We start from the raw sequence: 21,803 nt of genomic DNA, 5'->3' as shown, positions 1-21,803 counted from the left end.
AGGCGCGCGGCACTTGAAATCCTCACCATTCGCTGGCTGTATCTAGCATCAGTTTGACCGGTTGAAGTCGGTGTACTTGTTCATTCGTGTTCGGCCTCTCTACTTTCTCCAATGCCCGGACTTTGATTCTTGATGCAGCCTCTTCCGCTATCCCGGCAATCTTGAAGAACGCCATCTGCTGCACGAGTTCCTGCGTCAGCTCAAGCGCCAGCCGACTCGCCGCGCTTGCCTCTTCGACCAGCGCGGCGTTTTGTTGCGTGACCTGATCAAGGGCTGTGACAGCATCGTTGACTTGTTCGATACCGGAGGACTGCTGAACCGAGGCAGCGGCGATCTCACTGACGATATCGCACACTCTGGTGGCGCCGGTCTGTATGGTTTCCAGTGAATGACCCGCCTTTCGCACCAGCTCTGCGCCAACGCTGACCCGCTCCACAGTGTCGTTGATCAAGGACTTGATGTTCTTCGCAGCACTCGCGCTGCGTTGAGCGAGGGACCGGACCTCGGTGGCGACTACCGCAAATCCTCTGCCCTGATCGCCAGCGCGTGCTGCCTCGACCGCTGCGTTGAGAGCAAGCAAGTTGGTCTGAAAAGCAATTTCGTCAATGAGCACGGCAATTTCGCTGATGCTTCGGCTCGCCTCCGTAATGAGTTCCATGGCACTGCTGGCATCGACCGCGATCTTTCTGCCGGCGATTGCATCACTGCGCAGCGATGTTGCAATGTTTTGCGCTTGTCCGGCACCTTCGGCGTTTTGTTTGACGGTTGCCGTCATCTCTTCCATTGATGTGGCTGTTTCCTCCAGGGAAGACGCCTGCTCCTGGGTGCGGCTGGAAAGATCATCATTTCCTGCCGAAATATCCCTGGCCGAATGCATTACATCCGACGCGTTGTCGCGAACCTTGGCCACGATGGCCGTGAGCTGAGTATCCATCTGGCTAAGCGCGCGAAGCGTATCGCTCAACTCGTCGTGTCCGGTGATAACCAACGCCTCGTTAAGCTCTCCTCTGCTGATGCGCTCGGCCAGACCTCGCGCCCGCAACAGCGGCTTCATCACCGCACGCGTCAGGGCAATCCCCGAAAAGAGCACGAGCATGGCAGCAACAACCAGTACGAGAAGTGTGATGATAACGGTCCGATGTCCGCGAGCTGACGAATCGGCGGACGCCTGCTGCGCCTGCCGTACGTTTTCATCGACGATTTTTCCGATGAGCGACGTCTCTTCGTCGAAGCTCGACTCCACCGAATGCAACATGAAATCACTGGCCTTTTCATGCTGGTCGGAATTAAGCAGCTTCAGCTCTTGCGCGATTAGATCGCGAGTCTGCAGCCGCTTGGCGATAAATGTCTTGTCCTGTGACATTTCGATATCGCTGTTAACCAATGCGGGATAGTAGGCCGACCAATGCTTGTCCATTTCCGCCATATGGGTCTTGATGCGGCCATCAGCTGTTGCAGCCGCGTCGGGCGTGCCGGCCAGCAATGCCTGATTCAGAGCAGTGCGGTCCAAGAAAATGAGATTTCTGACCTCGCCGAGATGAACGATAGGCATCAACTGCTCGCGGTACATCGAGCTTAAATCCGCTTGAGTCCGCTCAAGAGACCACAGGCCAAATGTGCCTACTGCAATAGCGATAAAAAATGCTGCAGCCATGGTCGCAATAATTCTTAGTTTGACAGTGATACGCATGCACAACTCCTCGGTCATGCCAGTGGTATCGGCATGTCAGAGCACTTGCTTAAGGTGACTTCGTCGGCATTCGCAGCAAAGTCGCATCGTGACAACCGGCACGCGATTAAACCTTCATGCACTGTGGACTGCCCCGGGAATGTAGGCACTTCCGTCTATGACTGCCTCATCCCTACCCCACCAAGCATTTTTCTTTGCGGGTGTTCGGTGATTTTCGTGAATAGCTCCAATTCGACCCTGGCAGATACCTCCACTCCAGAAGCGATGCGGGAAGGCGTGCCTCTGGCCACCAATGACGGAGAGTGGTTAGCGCCATTTCGGCGGTTTCATGCCGCCCGACTTCGCACTCTTCAAGCAGTGTTCGCCATCGATGCCCATGTTCAACAATCCGCAGCAATCCAGATTTCGAAGGATGGACATATTGCGTCAACACGATAGAGCTCCGAGATTTCGAGAGCACCAGCGTATAAATCAGCCATGACATCCTCCTTGTCATTCTGAGGCAGTGAAGTGACTGAACGTGTCCATTCATTTCCGAGCAAATTCTCGTGATCCGTCGAAACGAGTGGATTGTGCCAAGCGCGAAGAACCAGGAACTAATTCGCGGAGGCTGCCGTATGACCTTCCTGAATCTGTAACGCTTCCGCCTCGTGTTTGCGAGTCAGTACATTACGTTGGGCATAGAGATATGAGCCCAGGAGTGCGACCTTGTAATTGTCGCTTTCAACACCCTCCTGTGTGCCGTAATCATGCAACAAGCGCAACTCGCGCTCCGCCTCGTCCAAGTCCCCTTTGGCGATCGTCTGCTCTACCTCCTGGCAAGCTGGTTCGAAGGCCGTGTGAAGGCGTTCGAGTGCCGGCTTATTGTGAGGATCGAGCTCCAGGACGCTTAGATAGAATTCGTATACGTTGCTTCCCGCCGGCGCGACTAGCCGGTGGTCATGGAATGCGCTATCGGCAAGGCCGAGTAGAACGCCAACGCCATTCGATTCGTCGGTTACGGCGCTTTCCTCGCTTGCTTTAGAGGACGCATGCAGATGCCATAGGACGCCGGCTATCAGCACGATAGCAACGAAAACGCCGGACAAGAGAATGATTCGCTTACGGCGGTCGCTAGCAAGGATATGAGACATGACACCTACATGAAATTTGACTGCATCTCAGGCATCTCTTTAAAGAGGTCCTCGGCAGTCAACCAAACTAGTTAGGCTTTGTTGCATTGTGATGAAGCATCGGCGTACGAAGCCGAGGTAGGTACACCTCGCCAGCGCCAGATGCACAATCCAGTACTCATCATCTGCCGCACCGTCAGTCGCCGTAACGGTCTAGTCACCACTTTTTCTCAGCACTTCCCCGGTGACCTCGATCTCCAACAGCGACTCGGCCAGCAGCTTCTTCAACCGTGCGTTCTCCGTTTCCAGTCCCTTGATTCGCTTGGCTTCGGCCAGCGTCATGCCGCCGGACTTGCTGCTCCACAGGTAATAACTGGCTTCGGAGAAGCCGTGACGTCGACAAATATCCTTCATGCCAATCCCGGTTTCCACTTCGCGCAGAGAGCCGATGATCTGTTCTTCCGAAAAACGCTTCTTCACGTCCGATCTCCTTGCGTTATGGGATCGGACGCTACTCAATACCGAGGGGACGTCGTCAAGGACCCACAGGTGGCGGGTCGTTCGTTACCTGCGGATCACAGTTGACGGGGTGATCATGTTTTGTGTCATGTACAAGCAACGAAACGACAGTGAGTTGTTGGTAGGTATTTCGATGGACAATTTTCAACTCGGCGCCGTCCTCGCGAATTTCCAATTCATCTAACTGGTCCCTTGTATCGGTCGAATATAAATTAACGATGCGAAACCGCGGTTGATCTTCCTTAGCCAACCGATAAACGATCTCGGTATCGTGTTCCGTCACGTGGATCAAATCCGGGTCAAACGTATAGTTGTAACGACCACCGCCGGTGTTGCCGTCACCGAGCAGGCTATCCTTGACAGTGAGCGTTACGTCGATTTGAGAAGAACTGGAATTCATGTTGTTCAATGCCTCGACTGACTGGTTATTAGATACGACTCGAACATGGGTAATTGGTACCCGGAGTGGTTCAGTCGCTGTAGATAAACGCTTGCGTCGTTACGATGTCCCATGAGAATAGAAGCGCGCACGTAGGGGTCGAGCAATCTTGGATCGTAGCTGGTCAGAATACGCGGTTCCAGGTTCTTGATGACGTCAGACAAGTAGGCACTCATGGCGACACGATCCCCGCTCGCCGCCGCAGTTTCACTCGATGTCACATCGAGTATCGCTCCCATCACGTGTGCTGAAACTGTGGCTTTCGCATTACCTTGCGCTGGCATGTCTTTCCATGCAGCGGCTATCAGTCTGCTTGCCTTGGTTGTTTGACCTTGCCCTAACAGGACAACACTTTGGTAATTGTGATCCAAGGCCAGCAAGATATGCCAATCAGCGACCTTGGGGTCAACCGCCAGCAGCCTCCGCAATATGTCCTCAGCCTCTGATAGTTTGCGTAACGCCAGGCGCGGATTGTTCATTCCGTAAGCCAGCCAACCCTGCTGCAATAAAGCATAGGCAAGATCACGCTGCCAACTCTGGTTGTCTGGAATCTCGTCTACAAGCTCGCTGAAGCTCGCTGTTGCGTCCGAGTAATCCATGGCGGCCTGAGCTGCAAAACCCAGGTCGGCTTCTGCCTTGGCGACATGAAGGTCTGCAAGAGCATTGCGATATCGCCATAAATTTGTCGGAGGACCCGTTTCCCGCCCCGCAAGCACAGCTTGCCTCTCGGCTTTGAGTGTGGCGAGCGTCAGACGCAAGTTACCCTGCTGTTGTTCGGCCAATGCCAGCCAACTCAACGTATCGGCAAGTTCCAGGGATACCTTGTGATCCGTCGCGTGAATTGAAAGGATGCGCTTTTTCAATGCGACCGATTGATTGAAACGCGTGACAGCTTCGTCCAGTCGATCGACTTGAAGGGCATGGGTACCGAGGCAATTATTCGCATAGGACAGTTCCAGCCAAGCGTCAGATGCTGCGGGTTCCAATGCTGCACGTTGTTCGGCATCGGCAAGGTAAGCCATCCACGCAACATAAGCTTCGTCAGGGTGATTTCTCCGCGCCGCGACCTGACCGCGCCAGAAATCCAGCTTTCCAAGTTCGGCATAAATCGCGGGAATTCTCGGATAGTGTGCGGACAATAAATGCAGACTCGCGTCTGCAGAACCAAAGGCTTTTTGGGCGGACTCAAGATCCCCTCGGGTAAAACGAATTTCTCCGACTTCGCGTAAAGCACGTGCCTGCCGCAGCACATCATCCGGCTCGCCCGTTTGCCATCCATGACTGAGAACTACCATGGCACGTTCGGTCACTGCATCGAGCAGATCCAGCCTACCCAAGGCATCAAGTCGCTCATGCATGTCGCCCAGCATGAAGTCGAGCAGATCTTCGGTATCCGCACGTCGCTGCTCCGCACTCGTTTCAGCGCGCCGCGCCGCGATGGTCGCCAACGACGAAAGCGCCGCCAGCGTCCCGATGACCGTGCACGTAGCGACGAGCAGCATGGTTCTTATGCGCGCCCCACGCAGACTGCGGCGCACGAAAAGACGTTGCTCACCGATGAGTGGTGGCGAAACAGAGTGATAGAGAGCCCGCGCATCGGCCAAGAGCAGACCACGCGGCAGAAGGTGTTCCTGGCGCCGTCCTTCGTTAAGCCAGCGCCGCGCCATTTCCGCGATGCGCGCACGTGAGCGCAACATCGTGCGGTGCGATTCGACCCAGTCTGCCACACGAGGCCAGTGTCGCAGCAGGGCCTCGTGTGCAACCGTGAAACACGGCTCTTCTCCTGCAAGCAGGCTGACGAGGAGGTGCATGTTGACCAGATGCTGCACGACCTGACGTTGCGCTTGATCGGCGAGATCGCTCCAACGTACCGTGCACGCCGTAACCTCATCACTGTCGCTGCTCACCGCGACCAGACGCTGCAAGACAGATGTAAAGGCATCAACGGCGCTGACATCGAGTCGCGTAAACGCGCTTTCCGCTTGCCGCGCAAGGGCGCCTTCCAACCCGCCAAGTTCCTGATAGGCCGTAAACGTCAGCAGACCATTGGCTTTACGCAGCTCGTAGAGGGCCTGCAAGGTGTATTGAAGCAGAGGCAACGCCCCAGGTCGGCGACACGCACTCTCCAGCAGTGCATCATCCAGTTGTCGTTCGGTCACCGCATCGCGCTCGAAGGACAACCCTGCCGCAAGCGCGGGCAGGCGAATCATCTGCGCAATTTCGCCCTCGGTCGGCATCGGGACATCGTAAAGGCCACCACCACGCTTGAGAGCGAGTAGCTCGGGGATTTCCATCAGCCGTGGATAGAAGTCATTTCGGCATAACGCCAAAACCATGACATGGCCGCTTTTCGCGAGTTCTGCCAGTGCCTGGATAAAGGCCGAGCTTTCAGGAGAGGTAACTTCCGGAGACGTTAGCAACGCTTCGAGCGTCTCGACCACAAGAAGCACGGCATCTCCATCGCGCTTTTGCGTGCCATGGTGGAGGCTATAGGCAATACGGTCGAGAACACTTGACATGTCCTCCCGCAACGCAAGGGCGAGTGCTTTTCGTTCCACGTCGAGAAAGATTGGGCGACCGGAAACTTCCCAGCGCGTCATGGCGGCGGCCAGTGCCTCGTGCGGCGATAGGCCTTGCGATCTGGCCGCAAAGCTGGTCGAAGCAACAGCCCGGATACCACCACTACCGGCTTCTCGAAGCAGTGACGGGATAACCCCGGCATGCACCAACGATGATTTGCCGCTTCCACTTGGGCCTGTCACAAGAACAAAGGCACATCCACCATTCCACTGTGCACGCAGTGCAGCCAGGAGCTCCGAGGTGGCCCTGGCCCGTCCGAAGAACAACTTGGCATGCTGAGCATCGAACGGCAGCAGGCCTCGAAAGGGCGAACCCTCGGTCCAGGTATGCATTGACGGCGAACCCCGCAGGCGCTCATCGGCAAAAGCGACCTCGGCGATGACCTGGTAGCCACGTTTGCGCACCGTGGAGATATAACGCGGCGTTCTTGCGTCGTCCTTCAGCGCCTTGCGCAGCAGAGCTATCGTCTTGTGGACAGGGTTGTCACCGTAAAAGGTCCCATGCCAGCAATCGATCAGCAGTTGCTCGGCACTGACCACCGCACCGCCTGTACCGGCGAGATAGGTCAGTACATCCATCAATTTGGGTTCGAGTACGACGCGCTCCTTCCCCCTTTCCAGCGATCGCTGGGCCGGACGCGCGATCCAGTCGCCAAAGCTGAAAAATGCTGCATCTCCCTTGACCGACATCGCGATTCCACCCCTGGACCCCGGCGCGCAGTGATAACGCGGTGAGGCAAGACAGTCAAACCGTCAATCGCGAAAATCCATACTACTTTGCAATTCGCATTCAACAGCAATAACTCTTTGATCGGCAAGGCCAAGTGCAACCGTAAGGTTTTCGGAAGGACGTGGGCGCGCATCAAGCGCGACGGTCATGCCTCCTGATTGCGGATGCCCTCCATGCGCCACCTACCGTCTGGCCTCAGATCTACCAAGACCCGCCCAAAATCCACATTGCGCCCGTGTTCGAAGTACCTGCTCGCCCGACGATCGCTCGTTGACCCGGAATTGAATCCCGTAGCCTTGCGCTTGCATGATGAGGCTGGTCAATGGCTGGCCTTGGGCATCCTTCAAATTGACGTTATTCGTGCGACAAGACCCGAGCTACATGAGTTGCTCAGTCAACTGCGAACTAGCCTGGAACGCGCCGCGCAGTCGATACGGGAGATCACACAGGGGCTTGAAACAGCGCAAGGCACCAGCTCCTTGCTCGCGACCATAGTGCATGCGTTGACCGTCAGTCCCTGGGCACCATATCCACTGGAGCGCATCCTGCATCCCAAGCTTGCGGAATTCACCATCCATGCGGCGCCACTCGCACCGCGGGCTATCTGCGAGTTGGTGGGTAACGCCCAAAGGCATGCCTTTGCAACGCATATCCAGCTGAGCGTGTGGTGTGATGACCATACGTTGCATATTCAAGTCGACGACAACGGCATCGGTGCAGCCACGATGAGCGACAGCCAGCATTTCGGATTGCGCAGTCTGCGTCACCAGGTAGCTCGAGAAAAAGGGAATCTGAATGTTCGAACGCGGCCCGGTGGTGGTACCCGTGTTGCGCTGGACTTGCCGTTGCATGATGTCGACACCTCGCTTGCGTATAGCCAGTCATGAAGCCTCGAAGCGTTCTTCTGGCTGACGACCACGTATTGCTGCGCGAAGGCATCGCGGCATTGATCGCCCAGCATCCGACATTCAAAGTCATCGGCTGCACAGGCGATGGCCGCGACTGCGTGCGCATTGCCTTGCGCGAACAACCTGACCTGGTCATTTTCGACTGTTCGATGCCTGGACTCAGCGGCATCGAGGCCGCGCGACGCATTGCCGCTCATGATGAACAAACAAAATTGATTTGTGTGTCCATGCACGAAGAACCCCATTGGGTTCGTTCAGCTTTCGACGCCGGCGCGCACGGCTATGTGCTCAAGCGCTGCGCCTTTGCAGATCTTATCGAAGCGATGGAGACAGTATTGAGTTCGCGCTATTACGTCAGTCGCGACGTTGCCCATGTGCTTGTGGATACGTGTCGCACACGAGTCCGACCGAAAGTCATGGACGGCATCGAACTCAGCACACGTGAGCGCGAGATCACGCAACTTTTTTCCGAAGGCTATTCCACACGCGACATCGCCGAGCGCCTCCATGTCAGCGTAAAAACCGTGGGCACGCATCGCGAACACATCATGCTTAAACTCGGCCTGCATGGCATCGCGCAACTAACGCGCTACGCCTTGCGCGAGGGCCTGACCACGCTGGATATCTAGGCTGGATATCTAGCATGCCAGACCATCGTCCACGCACTACGTGGACGATGGTGGCATTTCTTCAGGGCAGGATTTCTGGCGTGCAAGCTTGCAGCGCGATCAGGTCGGACGACTTGCAAAAAGCCCTGTCGACTGCTGCATGGCTGAAGCCCATCCCGCGTTCGATATCCTGGATCGAGTTTGCGTGGATCCCTTCCCTCTTAGCGGAGCGAAGCCAGACCTTCATGTTTGGGCCGTTGCCGATTTCAAATGCTGCCCGGTTCGCCAGTACCTCGACGAAATCCAGCAATGCGTCACGTACCGCCGCGCGACGACGCTCGTTCTGCCGGCTGGCTAACGCCTCTTTGGTCGCAAGAATGAGATCAGCGTGCACCTGAGGAAAAGCCGTGCTGACTGCGCGTTCCCTCAGAAGGTCGGTGGCGATTTCGATATAGAGCGGATCGGGAACGATCAATCAGGAAAATGGAACGGTGCAATCAGCATTTTCCCGATGCTGCGCGGCGTGAGTGATGGCGATAGTGACGTCACCGGATGCATAGCGCTTCCGGCTTCGAATCCGCACTCCGGGATACACGCCATGGCTGACTTCAAACTCTTTTTTCCGACACTGCTGCAGCACGAAGGTGGCTTCGTCAACGATCCGGCAGACCCGGGCGGTGCGACCAATAAGGGCGTCACGCTTGGAACGTTCAAGGGATGCGCTCAGCGGCTGCTCAATATTGCGCCGACGCTTGACGCACTGAAGGCACTGAGCGACGACCAAGCCGGCGTGATCTACAAGGCACTGTACTGGGACCCGATCAAAGGCGATCAGATCAGCTTGCAGCCGCTCGCCAATATCGTGTTCGACTTCCAGGTCAACGCGGGTAATCGCTCCGCGAAACTGCTGCAGCAAGTACTGAACGATCTTGGCACGACACCACCGCTCCAGGTGGATGGGTCCATCGGCAACGGCACGCTTGCAGCCTTGCGAGCCATCGACCAGAAGACCGTGTATGCGCGCTTCAAGCAATACCGGGCGGACTACTACCGCAACCTGGTCGCGCAGCGTCCTGCCTTGCAGAAATTCCTCAAGGGCTGGCTTAACCGGGTCGACTCTTTCCCCGACCTGGGCGCCTGACACCTCGCCGCATCGACGTTCGCATCTTGGAGCACATGGCACATGGCAACCCAGACTTCTCTTAACGACCTGATCGAAGCGATCGCCGGTGCGGTGACCGATGCGCAGGATCGTATCGAGCAGCATCAGATGTCGCACCTGAGCGACTTCTTCGACGAAGACAACCGACCCAAAAGCGTCGTCATCCGAATGCCGTCGTTGCATCCGAACGCCAATGAAGGCGACGAAGATCTTTACCGCGCGCCGATCTTGCCGCTGGTCTCGACCAACGTGCTGCGCATCAAGGACGTCGAGATCACGTTCGATGCGGACCTTGGCAGCCTCGTCGATGACGAACTGACCACCGGCAGCACAGCCGGCACGCCTTCAGATGACGAAACACGCGGCTGGCGTGTCAAACCACAACCAGGCAAGCGCGCTCTTCAGGTCGATACCGCAGTCGGTGCGCCGAATCGCAAAGGCGGCTCGGTCCACGTGGTACTCCGCGTCGAAGGCAGCGAGCCCACTGATGGAGCCGCGCGCTTGATGAACCACCTCGCGCAGACCCAAGGGGTCTTCCAGACGTTCAAACCAGGCGATTGAACATCGTCTTATGGATGAACCGTGACGCTCCATCTCGTGCGTCGCGCCATATCAACTTGTAAAGGGAGTAAATATCATGGCTGACGAACTCGTCAACATGTCCAGTCAGTTCAAGGGTCTGCCGATGGGTGATCTCATCGGAGGGCCGCTTAACGCTGCCTGCGAAGCACAAGTCAAACTGGCTCAGGCCACTGCCGACTTCATCAAGATCATCGGCTTTCTACCACCCGCAGCAGGCAGTACCGACCCGAACGCTGTCGGCGGTACCCGCACTGCAACTTTCAAGTTCAAGCGTCCGGTCGACAATCCAACGCCTGGCGCCGGTGGCATTGCCGAAGAAGAGGTCGAACTGGAAGTGCCGTTGCTGGCCATTGTGAAGGTGCCGAACCTGAGCATCTCCACCGTCGACATCACCTTCGATATGGAAGTGAAGTCGTCGTTCTCGCAGGCCGAATCGGAAGACAAGAAGGGCGAGTTCTCGGCCGATATGTCGATCGGTTGGGGCGTATTTTCCGCCAAGGTCCATGTGGCCGGCTCGGTGGCTACGCACAAGGAGAACACGCGCAGCTCGGACAACTCGGCCAAGTATCACGTAGCCGTGCATGCCGAGGACAAGGGTATGCCCGAAGGTTTGGCTCGCGTCATGGACATTCTCCAGACCGCGTGCGTACCGCGTCGCATCAGCGCCCCGGTTGCCGTGGCCGACGACACCAAGAAGGTTCCCTGAGATCTCTGCCTTTGATGCGCGGCGTCGAGACGACGCCGCGTATTCATCCTCACCTGGATCATCCCATGTTCGATCTCAGCGACGTCAAATACATCAAACGTGTCGTAGTCGGCAGCGACAACCCGAACCAGATGCGCTCCGAAGCCCAGGTCGAGGAGGCGCGTGCGCTACTCAACCGCTGTCTCACCGATACGCCGAAGGGAACGATTGTCGGTATCGAAAAGAGCTTCACGATCCTGCAGATCGGCGAACACCAGGTCGTCTTGCAGTGGCTCTGCTATCACGTCGGCTTTCCACGCAAGCCCATCTGGTTACAAGAGAACTGAGGGCACGCCATGACGACATGTACCTTCGACACGCTGCTCTGTGCCGTGCAAGACGCGGTTGTCGGCGCCAATGCAGCTATCCGCCGACGTCGCGAAGCGCTCTTCGCAGCGACCGGAAAACTACCGGACTCGAGCGAGCATGTCTTGCGCGTAGACATACCCGAAAGCCCCGCTGCCAACGCGCCTTGCTCACCTATCGCGATACCACTGAACCTTTTCCGCGACCGGCGTATCCCGAGCATCGCGATGATGTCAGTCGAGTTCGATTGCACCATACATTTTCGCAAGCGACGCGGCCAGACGGTACGCGAACTGACCATGTCGCTGGACAGACCTCGTTTTTTTTGGCTGTTGCGCAGACCCCAGCATCATGTGCGCATCTCGTATCTGTCTGCGAATGGATGGCAGCCGCAGGTAGAAATCAATGGACATTTTCTCACCATGCCTGCCATTCCACGAGCCACTGGAAACTGAGCCATGCAACGCCTCAAACATCTGAGTCTATCCCCAGCGTTTGAAGCGGCCTTGGTCGAATGCCTTGGTGCCGAGCTTCAGCTGCAAAAGCCTTCCTTCCATTGGTCAAAGGTAGCTCTGTCAGTCAGCCTGATTGCCGTACTCGTCGTCTTAACTGCCTTGCTTATGGCCTTTATCCACCACTAGCCAACACACCAGGAGATTCCCATGTTCCGTTTCAACTTAAAGTCCCATGCCATGGTCGCCGCTCTGCTGCTTTGCGTCTGCGGGAACGTGTTATCGCAACAAGCACCGGCGCCGGCGGGCAGATGGGATGGCGTCATACGTTCCGACACAGCTCGCGTGCATGTCGACGCTAACTTCAACCCGAAGCTCGCCAGCCTGCATTTCGATGAGCCATTCAACTGCAGCATCGATGCCAGCTTCCTCGAGGCGGATAAAGACGGCAGCCACTACACGTTCAAGCCCTCGGTCAATGGTGGTCAGTTCTGCCAAGGGCTTTATCCCGGCGAACTACTCGTGAGCACCCCATCGGCTACCGCTCTGTCCCTGTCGCTGAAGAACAAAAAGGCTGCGTGGACCGGTACCCTGACGCCCACCCAGGCTGCACATTGACCACATTGACCGGAGATGTGCCATGGATTCAAGCCTCCTCACGCAATTTTGGCTTCTACTCGCCGGTGTCGGCGGGGCGTTTCTACCCGTTGCACTCAGCAATGGGGCATCTTCGCGAGGGCGAGCACTTGCTCAAGTGAGCTGTGGCGCCCTGATGGCAACGTTCCTTGCACCAGCCCTGGAACGGCACTTCTTTTCGACCTCCCCTCCAGAGGTCAACGCCGGCATTTCGTTTTTTATCGGCTGTTTCGGGCTGAAGCTCGCCGAGCTGGCGCAGAAGCTCATCGATAGCCGTGGCGAAGCCTTGGCCAACCGCATCATCGACCGTATCGCCGGCACTGAAGAGAGGAAATAACCATGACACTGATGATCGTAAATCTCGGCTGCAGCCTGATCATGACCGCCTGCGGATTGTGGATACTGACCGGACGACGCATGTCTCGTTTGGTCCGCATCTTCTGCGCCCTGATCGCCACCGGCGGGAGCGTTAACGCCTTGGGCATGATCGCTGCGCTATGCAACCTCGGGAACTTCGTTTACGGAGATATCTGGCCAGGCGAAGTCATTGTCAATATCGGTACTTCGGCACTGATGATGCGTTGCACTTGGCGGACACTGAACTCGCAAAGCCATGCAGCAAGCCCGAATCCAATTTAAATTCTTCAACACCCAGTACAAGGTCGTTGTCTTAGCGTGAGCAGCATCTTTTCGCCGCGATGACTTCCCTAAGAGCCTGTTAGAGATCGTAAACAGGCTCTGAAATCTACCCAGAGATCGATCGAGGCAGACCCCCTGCCCCGTCCAACCATTGTCGAAGATCTACGCGAGATCGTGAGCAGACTCTCGGATCCTGAGCGACACCGGTTCTGTCCCGAGAGTCGTGTATCCATCATCAAAGAAATACCAGACATCGTATCGACCGGGCTGCAATGGCGTGCTACCCGAGGCAGACAACATCACCGAACCTACCCCGCGTGGCGCGTAGACCCACTGCAACAGGTTCGCCTTCGTAGGTTCAGCGCCTGCCGGATATACGCCGAGCCAGTTCTTCGGCCGATGGTGCCAAGGTGGAACGGCATAGTCGAACCGTAGCGTGCTGTAGGCATCGCCTTGAATCGAGAACAACGCCCCGAAAATTTGGGTATTACCAATCGCCGGGTCGGTCGTCAGGCTGCGCAGCAACTGCTGTACACATCCGGCAACACGTCTGAAATAGACCGCGTCGCCTGCCAGCCGAATACTGACGTCGTACCAGCCAGAGCTGCCCCGCCATTCGACCGTTCGCTCGCACCTTGCATCGACCCTAAGCTGGATCGGGTCGTTCTCGTAGTACGCGTTGTCCGTCAGCTGAAAGACGCTGGCACTCGAACTGGCTCGATTGTCCAGCTTGATAAGAATATTGCCGTGCAAGGCATGATGCGATGTGGTGACTTCCGGTACCCGCCCGGACGGCACGATCGTATTCACATCACCGCGGAACTCACGCAAGAAACCGTTGGGACCATACACCGCCAAGTCGTACAAACCATCGTCCCCGACAGACATCGGCGGCTTCGCCAGCAATGACTTGCCCGCCTCGATCGTGTAGTGGAATGGCTCCTGATTGCCCGACATCGGTTTCGAATAGGCGATCAAGGCAACGCCGACATTTCCCGTGTTGGCGAAGAAAAGCGCAAGGCTGTCTGTATCTACCTGGCTAACGGCAGAAAAGGCATAGCCTAACCGGCATGCCAATCGTGTCAGCGGTGTTTGTATCGGAAACACCTGGGGATTGGGCACGGCAGCTTGAGTCGTGCCGTTCTTGAACGTCGTGACCGTGTTGATCGGCTTTGCGGACATTCGCATGAAGTCAAACGCTTCGGTCAGATCACCGCAGACCGACCTGCGCCAGTTCGAAATACCTTGGCACCGAGTACTTCCGTGCGCAGCGTCTTCCGTTCCGAGCCCTTTTGCGATCGACCACTGCTCCAGAAACTGCAGTACGGACGTGTGATCGCAAAGTTGCGAGTACACCTTCCCGCCCACTGTCCACGGAGAGACGATCAACATAGGCACACGGGGACCCAGCCCAACCGGGACCGACGCATAGTTCTCCGCTGCGCCGGCATCGGCCAGCGTCATCGCTCCGTAATGTGCGCTGATGGCGGGAATCGGCGCCGGCACATGATCGAAATAGCCATCGTTCTCGTCGTACATCAACAGGAAGACGGTTTTCTGGAAAACTTCGGGATGGTCATTGACCAGTACGTTGAGCAGCCGAGCGGTGAAGGCCTCGCCATCACCCGGTGATGCACTCGGGTGTTCACAGAATTGGTAAGGGGCCACGATCCATGAAACACGCGGAAGTCCGGATTTGACCGTGCCAAGTGCAGGATTGTCCGGCTCCATGCCTGCGGCAACATCCTTGGCGAATTCGGCGATGATGGCATCGCCCGTCTTGCCCGAAGCGGCGGCAAAAACGCGTCCCCGCTGATACAGCGACTGGAAATACGGATCACTCGACTTGTCGATCGGCGTGCCACTGTTGTCGATCCGAAAGTTCTTGAAGTACTGCAGATAGTTGTCACCGTAGTTGTCGTACTCCTGATAGATCTTCCAGGTGATGCTGTTGTCCGTCAGCGTTTCTGCATAGGTCTTCCAGTCGGCAATACCGGCAGCAACGGCGGCACTCTTCGCCTGCGGAGATTGTCCGTACATCGCTGGTGTGATGTCGGTATTGATATCGCACTGAATATCGGAAACGTAACCGCAGCTGCCGTAGTTGTCGGGGAAGTTCATCGGCGGTGGGACGGTTCCCGACCAGAGGCAGAACCGGTTGGGATCCGTCGCCGAAAAGATCGAGCAATGGTAGGCATCACATACGGTGAAGGCATTTGCCAGCTGGTAATAGAACGGCAAGTCATCCGAGTTCAGGCAACCCATCGATTGCCTACTCTTCAAGGGCACCCAGGTATCCCAGTTGCGCCACGTATCCTGGGATGCCTTCCAGCTATGGTTCAAATCCGTCATGTACTGGAACTGCACATTCCCGGGCTGATTGAGCCGGAACGGCAGAACATAGCTAGATGATTGCGCCGCTCGATCGGTGTTGTACCAGCCAACCGGTGTGGTCCAGTCGGCATAGGGCACACTCGCGCTGAATCCTCTTGAATTCGGATTCAGTCCCTCCGGCTGATACCACACATAGTTTCCGCTCGGCATCGGTGTCGGCCGGGGATCACCGTAGCCACGCACACCGGGGAGCATGCCGAAGTAGTGATCAAACGAGCGGTTTTCCTGCATGAACACGATGACGTGTTCGATATCCGCCAGGCTGGCATTGCCGGTGGGATTGTTAGGCTCGATCGCGAGGGCCTTTTCGATAAGGCCTGGCCAGATCGATAGCGCTGCCAGCGCGCCAGCCGACCCTGCCGTCATCTTCAGGAAGCGCCTGCGCTTGATGTCGTCGATCTCGCTCATATCAGGTTCCAGATCGTTGGCTGAAAGATGCCGTCAATTCGCCATTTCACTAGGGACTTGTTGCAAGCAAAGGTCAGTGGTGTGTAGGGAAGACGCATTGTCGTTCCCAGTTCTCAGTTTGGAACATTGCTTTCAGCAGGCAATCAGGCTCGCCATAGCCTGGTTCTCTATCGGTGCTCACCCTGCGCAATTTCTGTTCTTACTACGTACGTGAATGACGCTTGAGAATCTATCGGCCTAACGCCCTCTTTCGACGTGAGGCGAACACTGTCGATGAGTGGGACTAATGCTGCGTTGACAGTCGAATGATCACGTCAAGCATTGTCCGATCGTCCGTAGGTTGATCTCTATACGCCCCGAGCGCCAAGCCGTGGCGCCGGCAATGACAAGCGTCAGGGCTCTCCGCATTACGGTTGATCTATGCATATTATTTAAGCGACGGATGCAAAGATCAGCAATCAATCTTCAAGGTTTGGCTGAGGATACCGTTGTCGTTCGATCCTCTTTCTCAACGGGCGCCGAGGCCATGGTGCGATAGTCGCGCGGCGTCATGCCCACGGTCGCCTTGAACTGACGGGCAAAAGCGCTTTGGTCGACAAATCCGCAAGACAGGCCGATCGAAGCGACACTGTCGTTGCCCTGAAGAGAACGCATCGCCGCCTCAATGCGTATCTTGGTGAGTACCTGCTGCGGAGTCAGTTGAAATACCCGCCGAAAGTGTCGCTCCAGCTGAGCAATCGAAAGCGCCGCCAGTTCGGCCAACGCCCGCACTCGCAGGCTTTCCGCGTAGTGTTCATTCATGTAGTTCAGTACGCGACGCAGACGATCGTAAGTCGGGTGCCGGCCATCAGGCTGTCCCAAATCTCGCGAAATGCCGATGACGCCACGCACTTCGTCGCGCACGATGAGCGGACGCTTGCACGTCAGACACCAGCCTGGCGCACGGTTGCTGAAAATATGAACCTCCAGCTGATTTTCGATGAGTTCGCCGCTGAGCACGCGCTTGTCCTGGGCTGCGTATGAGCCGCCCATTGTCGAGGGGAAAAGCTCGGTCACGCTCTTGCCGATCACTTGATCACGGCGCTTGAGACCCAGTCGCCTGACCAGGGTCAGGTTGGCATGCGTGTAGCGACCGGCGACGTCTTTTACAAAAAACACAACGTCGGGCAACGCATCGAAAAGCGGTTCTATTTCATCGGCTGAAATCTTCATACGATTCGAGCGCTCCACAACCAGGCCAAGAGGAATACGCCATGGGGCCGGATCCTGTCACGCCCCATAATAGATGGTTTTACACGACAAACCGCAAGCTTTTTCGCTTATCGCTGACCACGCTGGCGACATCAAGACTATGCTGAATTCCGCACTCAATACCAACAAGGCTTTCTAGACGCCCTATGCTCCCGAAGGCGAGCATGGCGACATGCAGACCATCGAATTCATTGACTCGCACACCGGCGGCGAACCCACTCGTGTAGTGATTGCCGGCTTTCCTGATCTTGGCAACGGCCCTTTGGCCGAGCGACGCAGCCTGTTTCGCGAAAACTACGATTTATGGCGCCAGGCGATCGCTTGCGAACCCCGCGGTTCGGACACCATGGTGGGCGCCTTGTTGCTGCCTCCCCAGGATCCCAGCGCCTGTGCCGGCGTCATCTTTTTCAATAACGTCGGCTACCTGGGCATGTGCGGCCACGGTACGATCGGTCTGATCCAGACACTTCGTCATCTGGAGCGCATCACTCCCGGAAAGCATCTGCTCGAAACACCGGTAGGCATGGTGGGCGTGGAGTTGTATCCGGATGGGCGCGTGGCTGTCGACAATGTCGAAAGCTATCGTCATGCCAAGGACGTCGCGCTGGACGTACCCGGTTATGGCATTGTCCGTGGCGACGTCGCCTGGGGCGGTAACTGGTTTTTCATCACCAATGACACGCCGTTGCCGTTGACGCTGGCCCATCAGCGTGGATTGACCACCTATACCGAAGCGGTTCGCGACGCACTCGAGCAAGCCGGTATCACCGGTGCGCTCGGCGCCGAGATCGACCACATCGAGATCAATGCGGCGTCCGCACAGGACGATGCCGATGCAAGCAATTTTGTGCTGTGCCCGGGCATGGCTTACGACCGTTCGCCATGCGGCACCGGCACCAGCGCCAAGGTGGCTTGTCTGGCCGCCGACGGCAAGCTGGAGCCGGGACGCGTCTGGCGTCAAGCCGGCATCCTGGGCAGTGTCTTTGAAGCGCAGTACACCCCTGGCTCGCAGGGTGTGCTGCCAAGGATTACCGGCAGTGCGCACGTCACCGCACAAGGCCAGCTGTTGCTCGACGAGGCCGATCCGCTGGTCTGGGGCATCGGCGCTACGTGAAAAGTCATGACCTGATCATCGTCGGTGCAGGTATCGTCGGCGCTGCCTGTGCCGACTACGCCAGCGCCGAAGGCCTGCGCGTGGCGATCGTTGAACCGGGTCCGATCGGTGGTGGTGCAACCGCCGCCGCCATGGGCCATCTGGTCGCGATGGACGATGACCCGGCCGAACTGGCACTGGCACATTATTCACTGGGTCTATGGGAAGCCTTCGTCGATCTGCCGCAGGCCGAGTACAGCCGCTGCGGTACGTTGTGGGTTGCCAGTAATCAGGCTGACTACGCGCGCATTCCGGACAAACTGGCACGCCTGGCCGCTGCGGGTGTGCAGGCCGAACAAGTCGACGCCGAGCAACTCTATCGGCTGGAGCCTGCGCTCGCCGCGGGCCTCGCGGGCGGCATGCGGGTGCCGGGTGAATCGGTGGTGTATCCACCCGGTGTGGCGCAATACCTTATCGGTCAGGCGATGGCACGCGGCGCCCAACTTTACCGCCAGCGCGCTCATCAATTGAACAGCGGCGGCGTGCGTCTGACCGATAACACACAGCTCAGCGGCAACGTGTTGATAGCCACCGGCTGCGCACTGCCGCAGCTACTGCCGCAGTTGCCGATGCGCAGCCGCAAGGGTCACTTGGTGATCACCGATCGCCATCCTGGTCTCGTGCATCACCAGCTGCTTGAACTGGGTTATGCCGACAGCGCGCACGGCAGCGACGACAGCAGCGTGGCCTTCAATGTGCAACCACGGCCGACCGGGCAGATTCTTATTGGATCATCCCGTGAGTACGGCAGCGAGACCGCGGATATCTCGATGACGATGGTGCGACGCATGCTGGCGCGCACTCTCCAGTTCCTTCCCGGTTTGAGCGAACTTGATGCCATTCGCATCTGGACCGGTTTTCGTCCAGTCAGTGTGGACGGCCTGCCTTACCTGGGAAGAGCTCCGCAACACGCCAACGTATGGGTAGCAGCCGGCCACGAAGGCCTCGGTGTCACCACTTCGCTGGGCAGCGCGCGCGTGGTGATCGATCAGCTGCTCGGACACGTCACAGCGATCGACCCACGTCCGTATGACCCCATGCGGGTGGCTGCATGAATGCGCCGCTGATACGTCTCCAGATCAACGGCTGTACGGTCGAGGCACGAGCTGGCACCAGCGTGGCCGCGGCCATCGCTCAACACTCGTTGATTTTTCGCCGATCGACGACGGGACAACCGCGCGCTGCGTTCTGCGGCATGGGCGTGTGCTTCGAATGTCGCGTCGCGATTGATGGTATTGGCCAGCGGCGTGCATGCATGGTGCCGGTACGCGAAGGCATGCAGGTATCGTGCGATGACTGATCGCTATGACGTGCTGGTCGTCGGTGCCGGACCCGCGGGTCTTGCTGCCGCGCATGCTGCTGCCAGTCATGGTGCACGCGTGGGCCTGATCGATGAACAGATGACCGCCGGTGGCCAGGTCTGGCGTCAGGATGTGCAGCATGCTTCGCCTGCGCTGGCTCGGCGAAGCATCGGCAGGACGCTCGATCATCCTGCGATCGATTGGCTGGCGCAGACGTGCGTGGTGACCGTCGAAGATGGTGGTTTGCTGGTGGAAGATCTCCAACGTGCGCGGCGACTGCACTATCGGGCTCTCGTTTTGGCGACTGGCGCACGTGAATTGTTGTTGCCGTTTCCCGGCTGGACGCTGCCTGGAATAACCGGTGCCGGTGGATTGCAGGCGCTGGCCAAGCAAGGCTGGCCGCTGGCCGGACGACGCGTCGTAATCGCCGGCAGCGGCCCGCTTTTGCTGGCGGCCGCGGCGACGGCAAAACGGCATGGCGCCCACGTACTCGGCATCTACGAACAATCCTCCACTGAAAATATCCAGCGCTTTGCACGAAGCCTGTGGCGCTGGCCGGCCAAGGCAGTTCAAGCCATGGGTTTACGAGCCCAGCTTGCCGGTGTGCCCTATCGCTGTGGCAGCGTCGTACGTCGCGCTCACGGCGAAACCGAACTGCATGCTGTCGATGTGGATGGCCCACGCGGAATCGAACATATTGCCTGCGATCAGCTCGCGGTCGGCTACGGCTTGCTGGCGAATGTAGAACTCGCTCAGTCGCTCGGCTGCACCCTGCAACTGCAAGGTGCCCATGCCTATGTCGATACCGATCGATACCAGCGCACCAGCGTCGAGGGCATTTATGCGGCCGGTGAGTTGTGCGGCATCGGTGGACGCGACACGGCACGCATCGAGGGTGCCATCGCCGGGCATGCGGCAGCTGGCAAGACGGCCGATGCCGATCGCCTGCTTCAGTCACGACAGCACGCCCGCCATTTTGCCGACGCCCTGAACCAGTGCTTTGCACTCGATCCAAGAGTGCATGCCCTGGCACAACCGGACACCCTTGTCTGTCGTTGCGAGGACGTTTCACTCTCTGCTTTGGATGGCTATACGGATGCGCGCAGCGCCAAGCTCGCCACCCGCTGCGGCATGGGCGCCTGCCAGGGCCGTATCTGTGGCGGTGCGCTGGCTGAGCTCGGACGTTTTCCACGCAGCGGACAACGACCGCCGCTTTTCCCTGCCCGGCTGTCTACCTTGGCCGGCACAAATTTTTCTTCCATCAATAAACCTTGAGGATTTACCCATGAGCAATTCCCTCTGGCACGGCGTACTGCCCGCCATCACCACCCCCTTCCACGCTGACGGCACGATCGACCACGCGTTCCTGGCCAGCCATGCCCGACAGCTGATCGACGCAGGCTGTAAAGGCATTGTGCCACTGGGCTCGCTGGGCGAGGCAGCCACGCTGAGCTTTGAAGAGAAGCTGGCTATCCTGAAAACGCTGGTCAAGGTGCTCGCTGGCCGCGCGCCGGTGATTCCCGGCATCGCTTCGCTGTCCACCGACGAAGCCGTCAAGCTGGCCAAGGAAGCCAAGGCCCTCGGCTGCGGCGGATTGATGGTGCTGCCGCCGTACGTGTACTCCAACGATTGGCGCGAGATGGGTGCGCACGTAAAAGCCGTGATCGGCGCCACCGATCTGCCCTGCATGCTTTACAACAATCCGGTCGCCTACAAGACCGACTTCACGCCGGCGCAAATGGCCGAACTGGCTGCTGAATTTCCGAACCTGCAGGCAGTGAAGGAATCGTCCGGTGACGTACGACGTTTTGCCGCCATCCGTTCGCTGCTGGGCGATCGACTGCAGCTGCTGGTCGGCATGGATGACGCGATTGTCGAGGGTGTCAGCATGGGTGCGGTTGGCTGGGTGGCCGGCCTGGTCAATGCGTATCCCTTTGAGTCGGTGAAGCTGTTCGAACTGGCCCAAAGCGGCGGTGCAAAGGCCGCCGAGTCGCTATATGCGTGGTTTTTGCCACTGCTGCGTCTGGACACGGTGCCGACTTTTGTTCAGCTGATCAAACTGGTGCAGGAGAAAACCGGAACCGGCAGCGAAACGGTACGCGCACCGCGCCTGCCCGTCGCCGGCGCCGAGCGCGAGGCGGCACTCAAGGTGATCAATCACGCCATTGCCACCAAGCCGAGCCTTTGAA

22 protein-coding genes and 1 pseudogene are annotated in these 21,803 nt (G+C 57.8%); 15 read left to right on the top strand and 8 right to left on the bottom strand.

Annotated elements, in window-relative coordinates:
* Positions 1 to 22: 22 nt before the first annotated feature.
* From HDE79_RS18710 to HDE79_RS18690, 5 genes and pseudogenes are all read right to left on the bottom strand, one after another.
* Positions 23 to 1,690: a methyl-accepting chemotaxis protein gene (locus HDE79_RS18710; protein ID WP_184604288.1), complete on the bottom strand. Its 1,668-nt coding sequence runs from the start codon at positions 1,688 to 1,690 to the stop codon at positions 23 to 25.
* 596 nt (positions 1,691 to 2,286) lie between these two features.
* Positions 2,287 to 2,823 carry an energy transducer TonB gene (locus HDE79_RS18705; RefSeq protein ID WP_255488504.1) on the bottom strand — a complete coding sequence of 179 codons (537 nt, stop codon included), beginning with the start codon at positions 2,821 to 2,823 and terminating at the stop codon, positions 2,287 to 2,289.
* A gap of 158 nt (positions 2,824 to 2,981) precedes the next feature.
* Positions 2,982 to 3,282, bottom strand: a pseudogene (locus HDE79_RS18700) (transposase); the annotation flags it as partial.
* A gap of 55 nt (positions 3,283 to 3,337) precedes the next feature.
* Positions 3,338 to 3,721, bottom strand: coding sequence for a hypothetical protein (locus tag HDE79_RS18695; protein WP_184604286.1), 384 nt, complete (start codon positions 3,719 to 3,721; stop codon positions 3,338 to 3,340).
* 5 nt (positions 3,722 to 3,726) lie between these two features.
* Positions 3,727 to 7,029, bottom strand: coding sequence for a winged helix-turn-helix domain-containing protein (locus HDE79_RS18690; protein ID WP_184604284.1), 3,303 nt, complete (start codon positions 7,027 to 7,029; stop codon positions 3,727 to 3,729).
* Positions 7,030 to 7,548: 519 nt separating this feature from the next.
* Between HDE79_RS18690 and HDE79_RS18685 the strand changes: the two genes are divergently transcribed.
* Positions 7,549 to 7,956 (top strand): ATP-binding protein, encoded by a 408-nt coding sequence (locus HDE79_RS18685; RefSeq protein ID WP_184604282.1) that lies wholly within the window; start codon positions 7,549 to 7,551, stop codon positions 7,954 to 7,956.
* Positions 7,953 to 8,606 carry a response regulator transcription factor gene (locus HDE79_RS18680; protein WP_184604280.1) on the top strand — a complete coding sequence of 218 codons (654 nt, stop codon included), beginning with the start codon at positions 7,953 to 7,955 and terminating at the stop codon, positions 8,604 to 8,606. The genes HDE79_RS18685 and HDE79_RS18680 overlap by 4 nt, the downstream gene beginning before the upstream one ends.
* Positions 8,607 to 8,667: 61 nt before the next feature.
* Here the strand turns inward: HDE79_RS18680 and HDE79_RS18675 are convergent, their stop codons facing one another.
* Entirely contained in the window at positions 8,668 to 9,060 is a 393-nt protein-coding gene (locus tag HDE79_RS18675; protein WP_184604277.1) for a hypothetical protein, read from the bottom strand.
* A 123-nt stretch (positions 9,061 to 9,183) separates the two neighbouring features.
* Here HDE79_RS18675 and HDE79_RS18670 point away from each other — a divergent pair, with 123 nt between their 5' ends.
* The 8 genes from HDE79_RS18670 (at position 9,184) to HDE79_RS18635 (ending at position 13,107) form a co-directional block, all read left to right on the top strand.
* Positions 9,184 to 9,726, top strand: a complete 543-nt coding sequence (locus HDE79_RS18670) for a glycosyl hydrolase 108 family protein (RefSeq protein WP_184604275.1) — start codon at positions 9,184 to 9,186, stop codon at positions 9,724 to 9,726.
* Positions 9,727 to 9,768: 42 nt separating this feature from the next.
* Positions 9,769 to 10,308 (top strand): DUF2589 domain-containing protein, encoded by a 540-nt coding sequence (locus HDE79_RS18665; RefSeq protein ID WP_184604273.1) that lies wholly within the window; start codon positions 9,769 to 9,771, stop codon positions 10,306 to 10,308.
* Between the two features lie 76 nt (positions 10,309 to 10,384).
* Positions 10,385 to 11,035, top strand: a complete 651-nt coding sequence (locus HDE79_RS18660) for a DUF2589 domain-containing protein (RefSeq protein ID WP_184604271.1) — start codon at positions 10,385 to 10,387, stop codon at positions 11,033 to 11,035.
* A 65-nt stretch (positions 11,036 to 11,100) separates the two neighbouring features.
* Positions 11,101 to 11,361: a hypothetical protein gene (locus tag HDE79_RS18655; RefSeq protein ID WP_184604269.1), complete on the top strand. Its 261-nt coding sequence runs from the start codon at positions 11,101 to 11,103 to the stop codon at positions 11,359 to 11,361.
* Positions 11,362 to 11,838: 477 nt separating this feature from the next.
* On the top strand, positions 11,839 to 12,021 hold the full coding sequence (locus tag HDE79_RS18650; RefSeq protein WP_184604267.1) for a hypothetical protein: 183 nt from the start codon (positions 11,839 to 11,841) through the stop codon (positions 12,019 to 12,021).
* Positions 12,022 to 12,042: 21 nt separating this feature from the next.
* Complete coding sequence (locus HDE79_RS18645; protein WP_184604265.1) at positions 12,043 to 12,450, top strand: hypothetical protein; 408 nt, start codon at positions 12,043 to 12,045, stop codon at positions 12,448 to 12,450.
* Positions 12,451 to 12,472: 22 nt separating this feature from the next.
* Positions 12,473 to 12,805: a hypothetical protein gene (locus HDE79_RS18640; protein ID WP_184604263.1), complete on the top strand. Its 333-nt coding sequence runs from the start codon at positions 12,473 to 12,475 to the stop codon at positions 12,803 to 12,805.
* Positions 12,806 to 12,807: 2 nt separating this feature from the next.
* Positions 12,808 to 13,107: a hypothetical protein gene (locus HDE79_RS18635; RefSeq protein ID WP_184604261.1), complete on the top strand. Its 300-nt coding sequence runs from the start codon at positions 12,808 to 12,810 to the stop codon at positions 13,105 to 13,107.
* Positions 13,108 to 13,269: 162 nt separating this feature from the next.
* Here HDE79_RS18635 and HDE79_RS18630 read toward each other — a convergent pair whose 3' ends face one another.
* Positions 13,270 to 15,909 (bottom strand): phospholipase C, phosphocholine-specific, encoded by a 2,640-nt coding sequence (locus tag HDE79_RS18630; RefSeq protein ID WP_184604259.1) that lies wholly within the window; start codon positions 15,907 to 15,909, stop codon positions 13,270 to 13,272.
* Between the two features lie 465 nt (positions 15,910 to 16,374).
* Positions 16,375 to 17,121 carry an AraC family transcriptional regulator gene (locus HDE79_RS18625; RefSeq protein ID WP_184604257.1) on the bottom strand — a complete coding sequence of 249 codons (747 nt, stop codon included), beginning with the start codon at positions 17,119 to 17,121 and terminating at the stop codon, positions 16,375 to 16,377.
* A gap of 211 nt (positions 17,122 to 17,332) precedes the next feature.
* Between HDE79_RS18625 and HDE79_RS18620 the strand changes: the two genes are divergently transcribed.
* Genes HDE79_RS18620 through HDE79_RS18600 form a run of 5 tightly spaced genes read left to right on the top strand, consistent with a single transcriptional unit; the run spans position 17,333 to position 21,802 of the window.
* A complete protein-coding gene (locus HDE79_RS18620; protein ID WP_184604255.1) occupies positions 17,333 to 18,274 on the top strand; it encodes a 4-hydroxyproline epimerase in 942 nt (313 codons plus the stop codon).
* The gene (locus HDE79_RS18615; protein ID WP_221440260.1) at positions 18,253 to 19,368 is read left to right on the top strand and encodes an FAD-dependent oxidoreductase; all 1,116 of its coding nucleotides are present in this window, start codon (positions 18,253 to 18,255) and stop codon (positions 19,366 to 19,368) included. The genes HDE79_RS18620 and HDE79_RS18615 overlap by 22 nt, the downstream gene beginning before the upstream one ends.
* On the top strand, positions 19,365 to 19,613 hold the full coding sequence (locus HDE79_RS18610) for a (2Fe-2S)-binding protein (RefSeq protein WP_184604252.1): 249 nt from the start codon (positions 19,365 to 19,367) through the stop codon (positions 19,611 to 19,613). Before HDE79_RS18615 ends, HDE79_RS18610 begins: the two co-directional genes overlap by 4 nt.
* Positions 19,606 to 20,889 (top strand): FAD-dependent oxidoreductase, encoded by a 1,284-nt coding sequence (locus HDE79_RS18605; RefSeq protein WP_184604251.1) that lies wholly within the window; start codon positions 19,606 to 19,608, stop codon positions 20,887 to 20,889. The genes HDE79_RS18610 and HDE79_RS18605 overlap by 8 nt, the downstream gene beginning before the upstream one ends.
* A gap of 10 nt (positions 20,890 to 20,899) precedes the next feature.
* Positions 20,900 to 21,802 carry a dihydrodipicolinate synthase family protein gene (locus HDE79_RS18600; protein ID WP_184604249.1) on the top strand — a complete coding sequence of 301 codons (903 nt, stop codon included), beginning with the start codon at positions 20,900 to 20,902 and terminating at the stop codon, positions 21,800 to 21,802.
* Position 21,803: the final 1 nt, after the last annotated feature.

This window comes from Rhodanobacter sp. MP1X3, assembly GCF_014207165.1.
Taxonomy (GTDB): domain Bacteria; phylum Pseudomonadota; class Gammaproteobacteria; order Xanthomonadales; family Rhodanobacteraceae; genus Rhodanobacter.
This window is presented reverse-complemented; position numbering and strand designations above follow the sequence as displayed.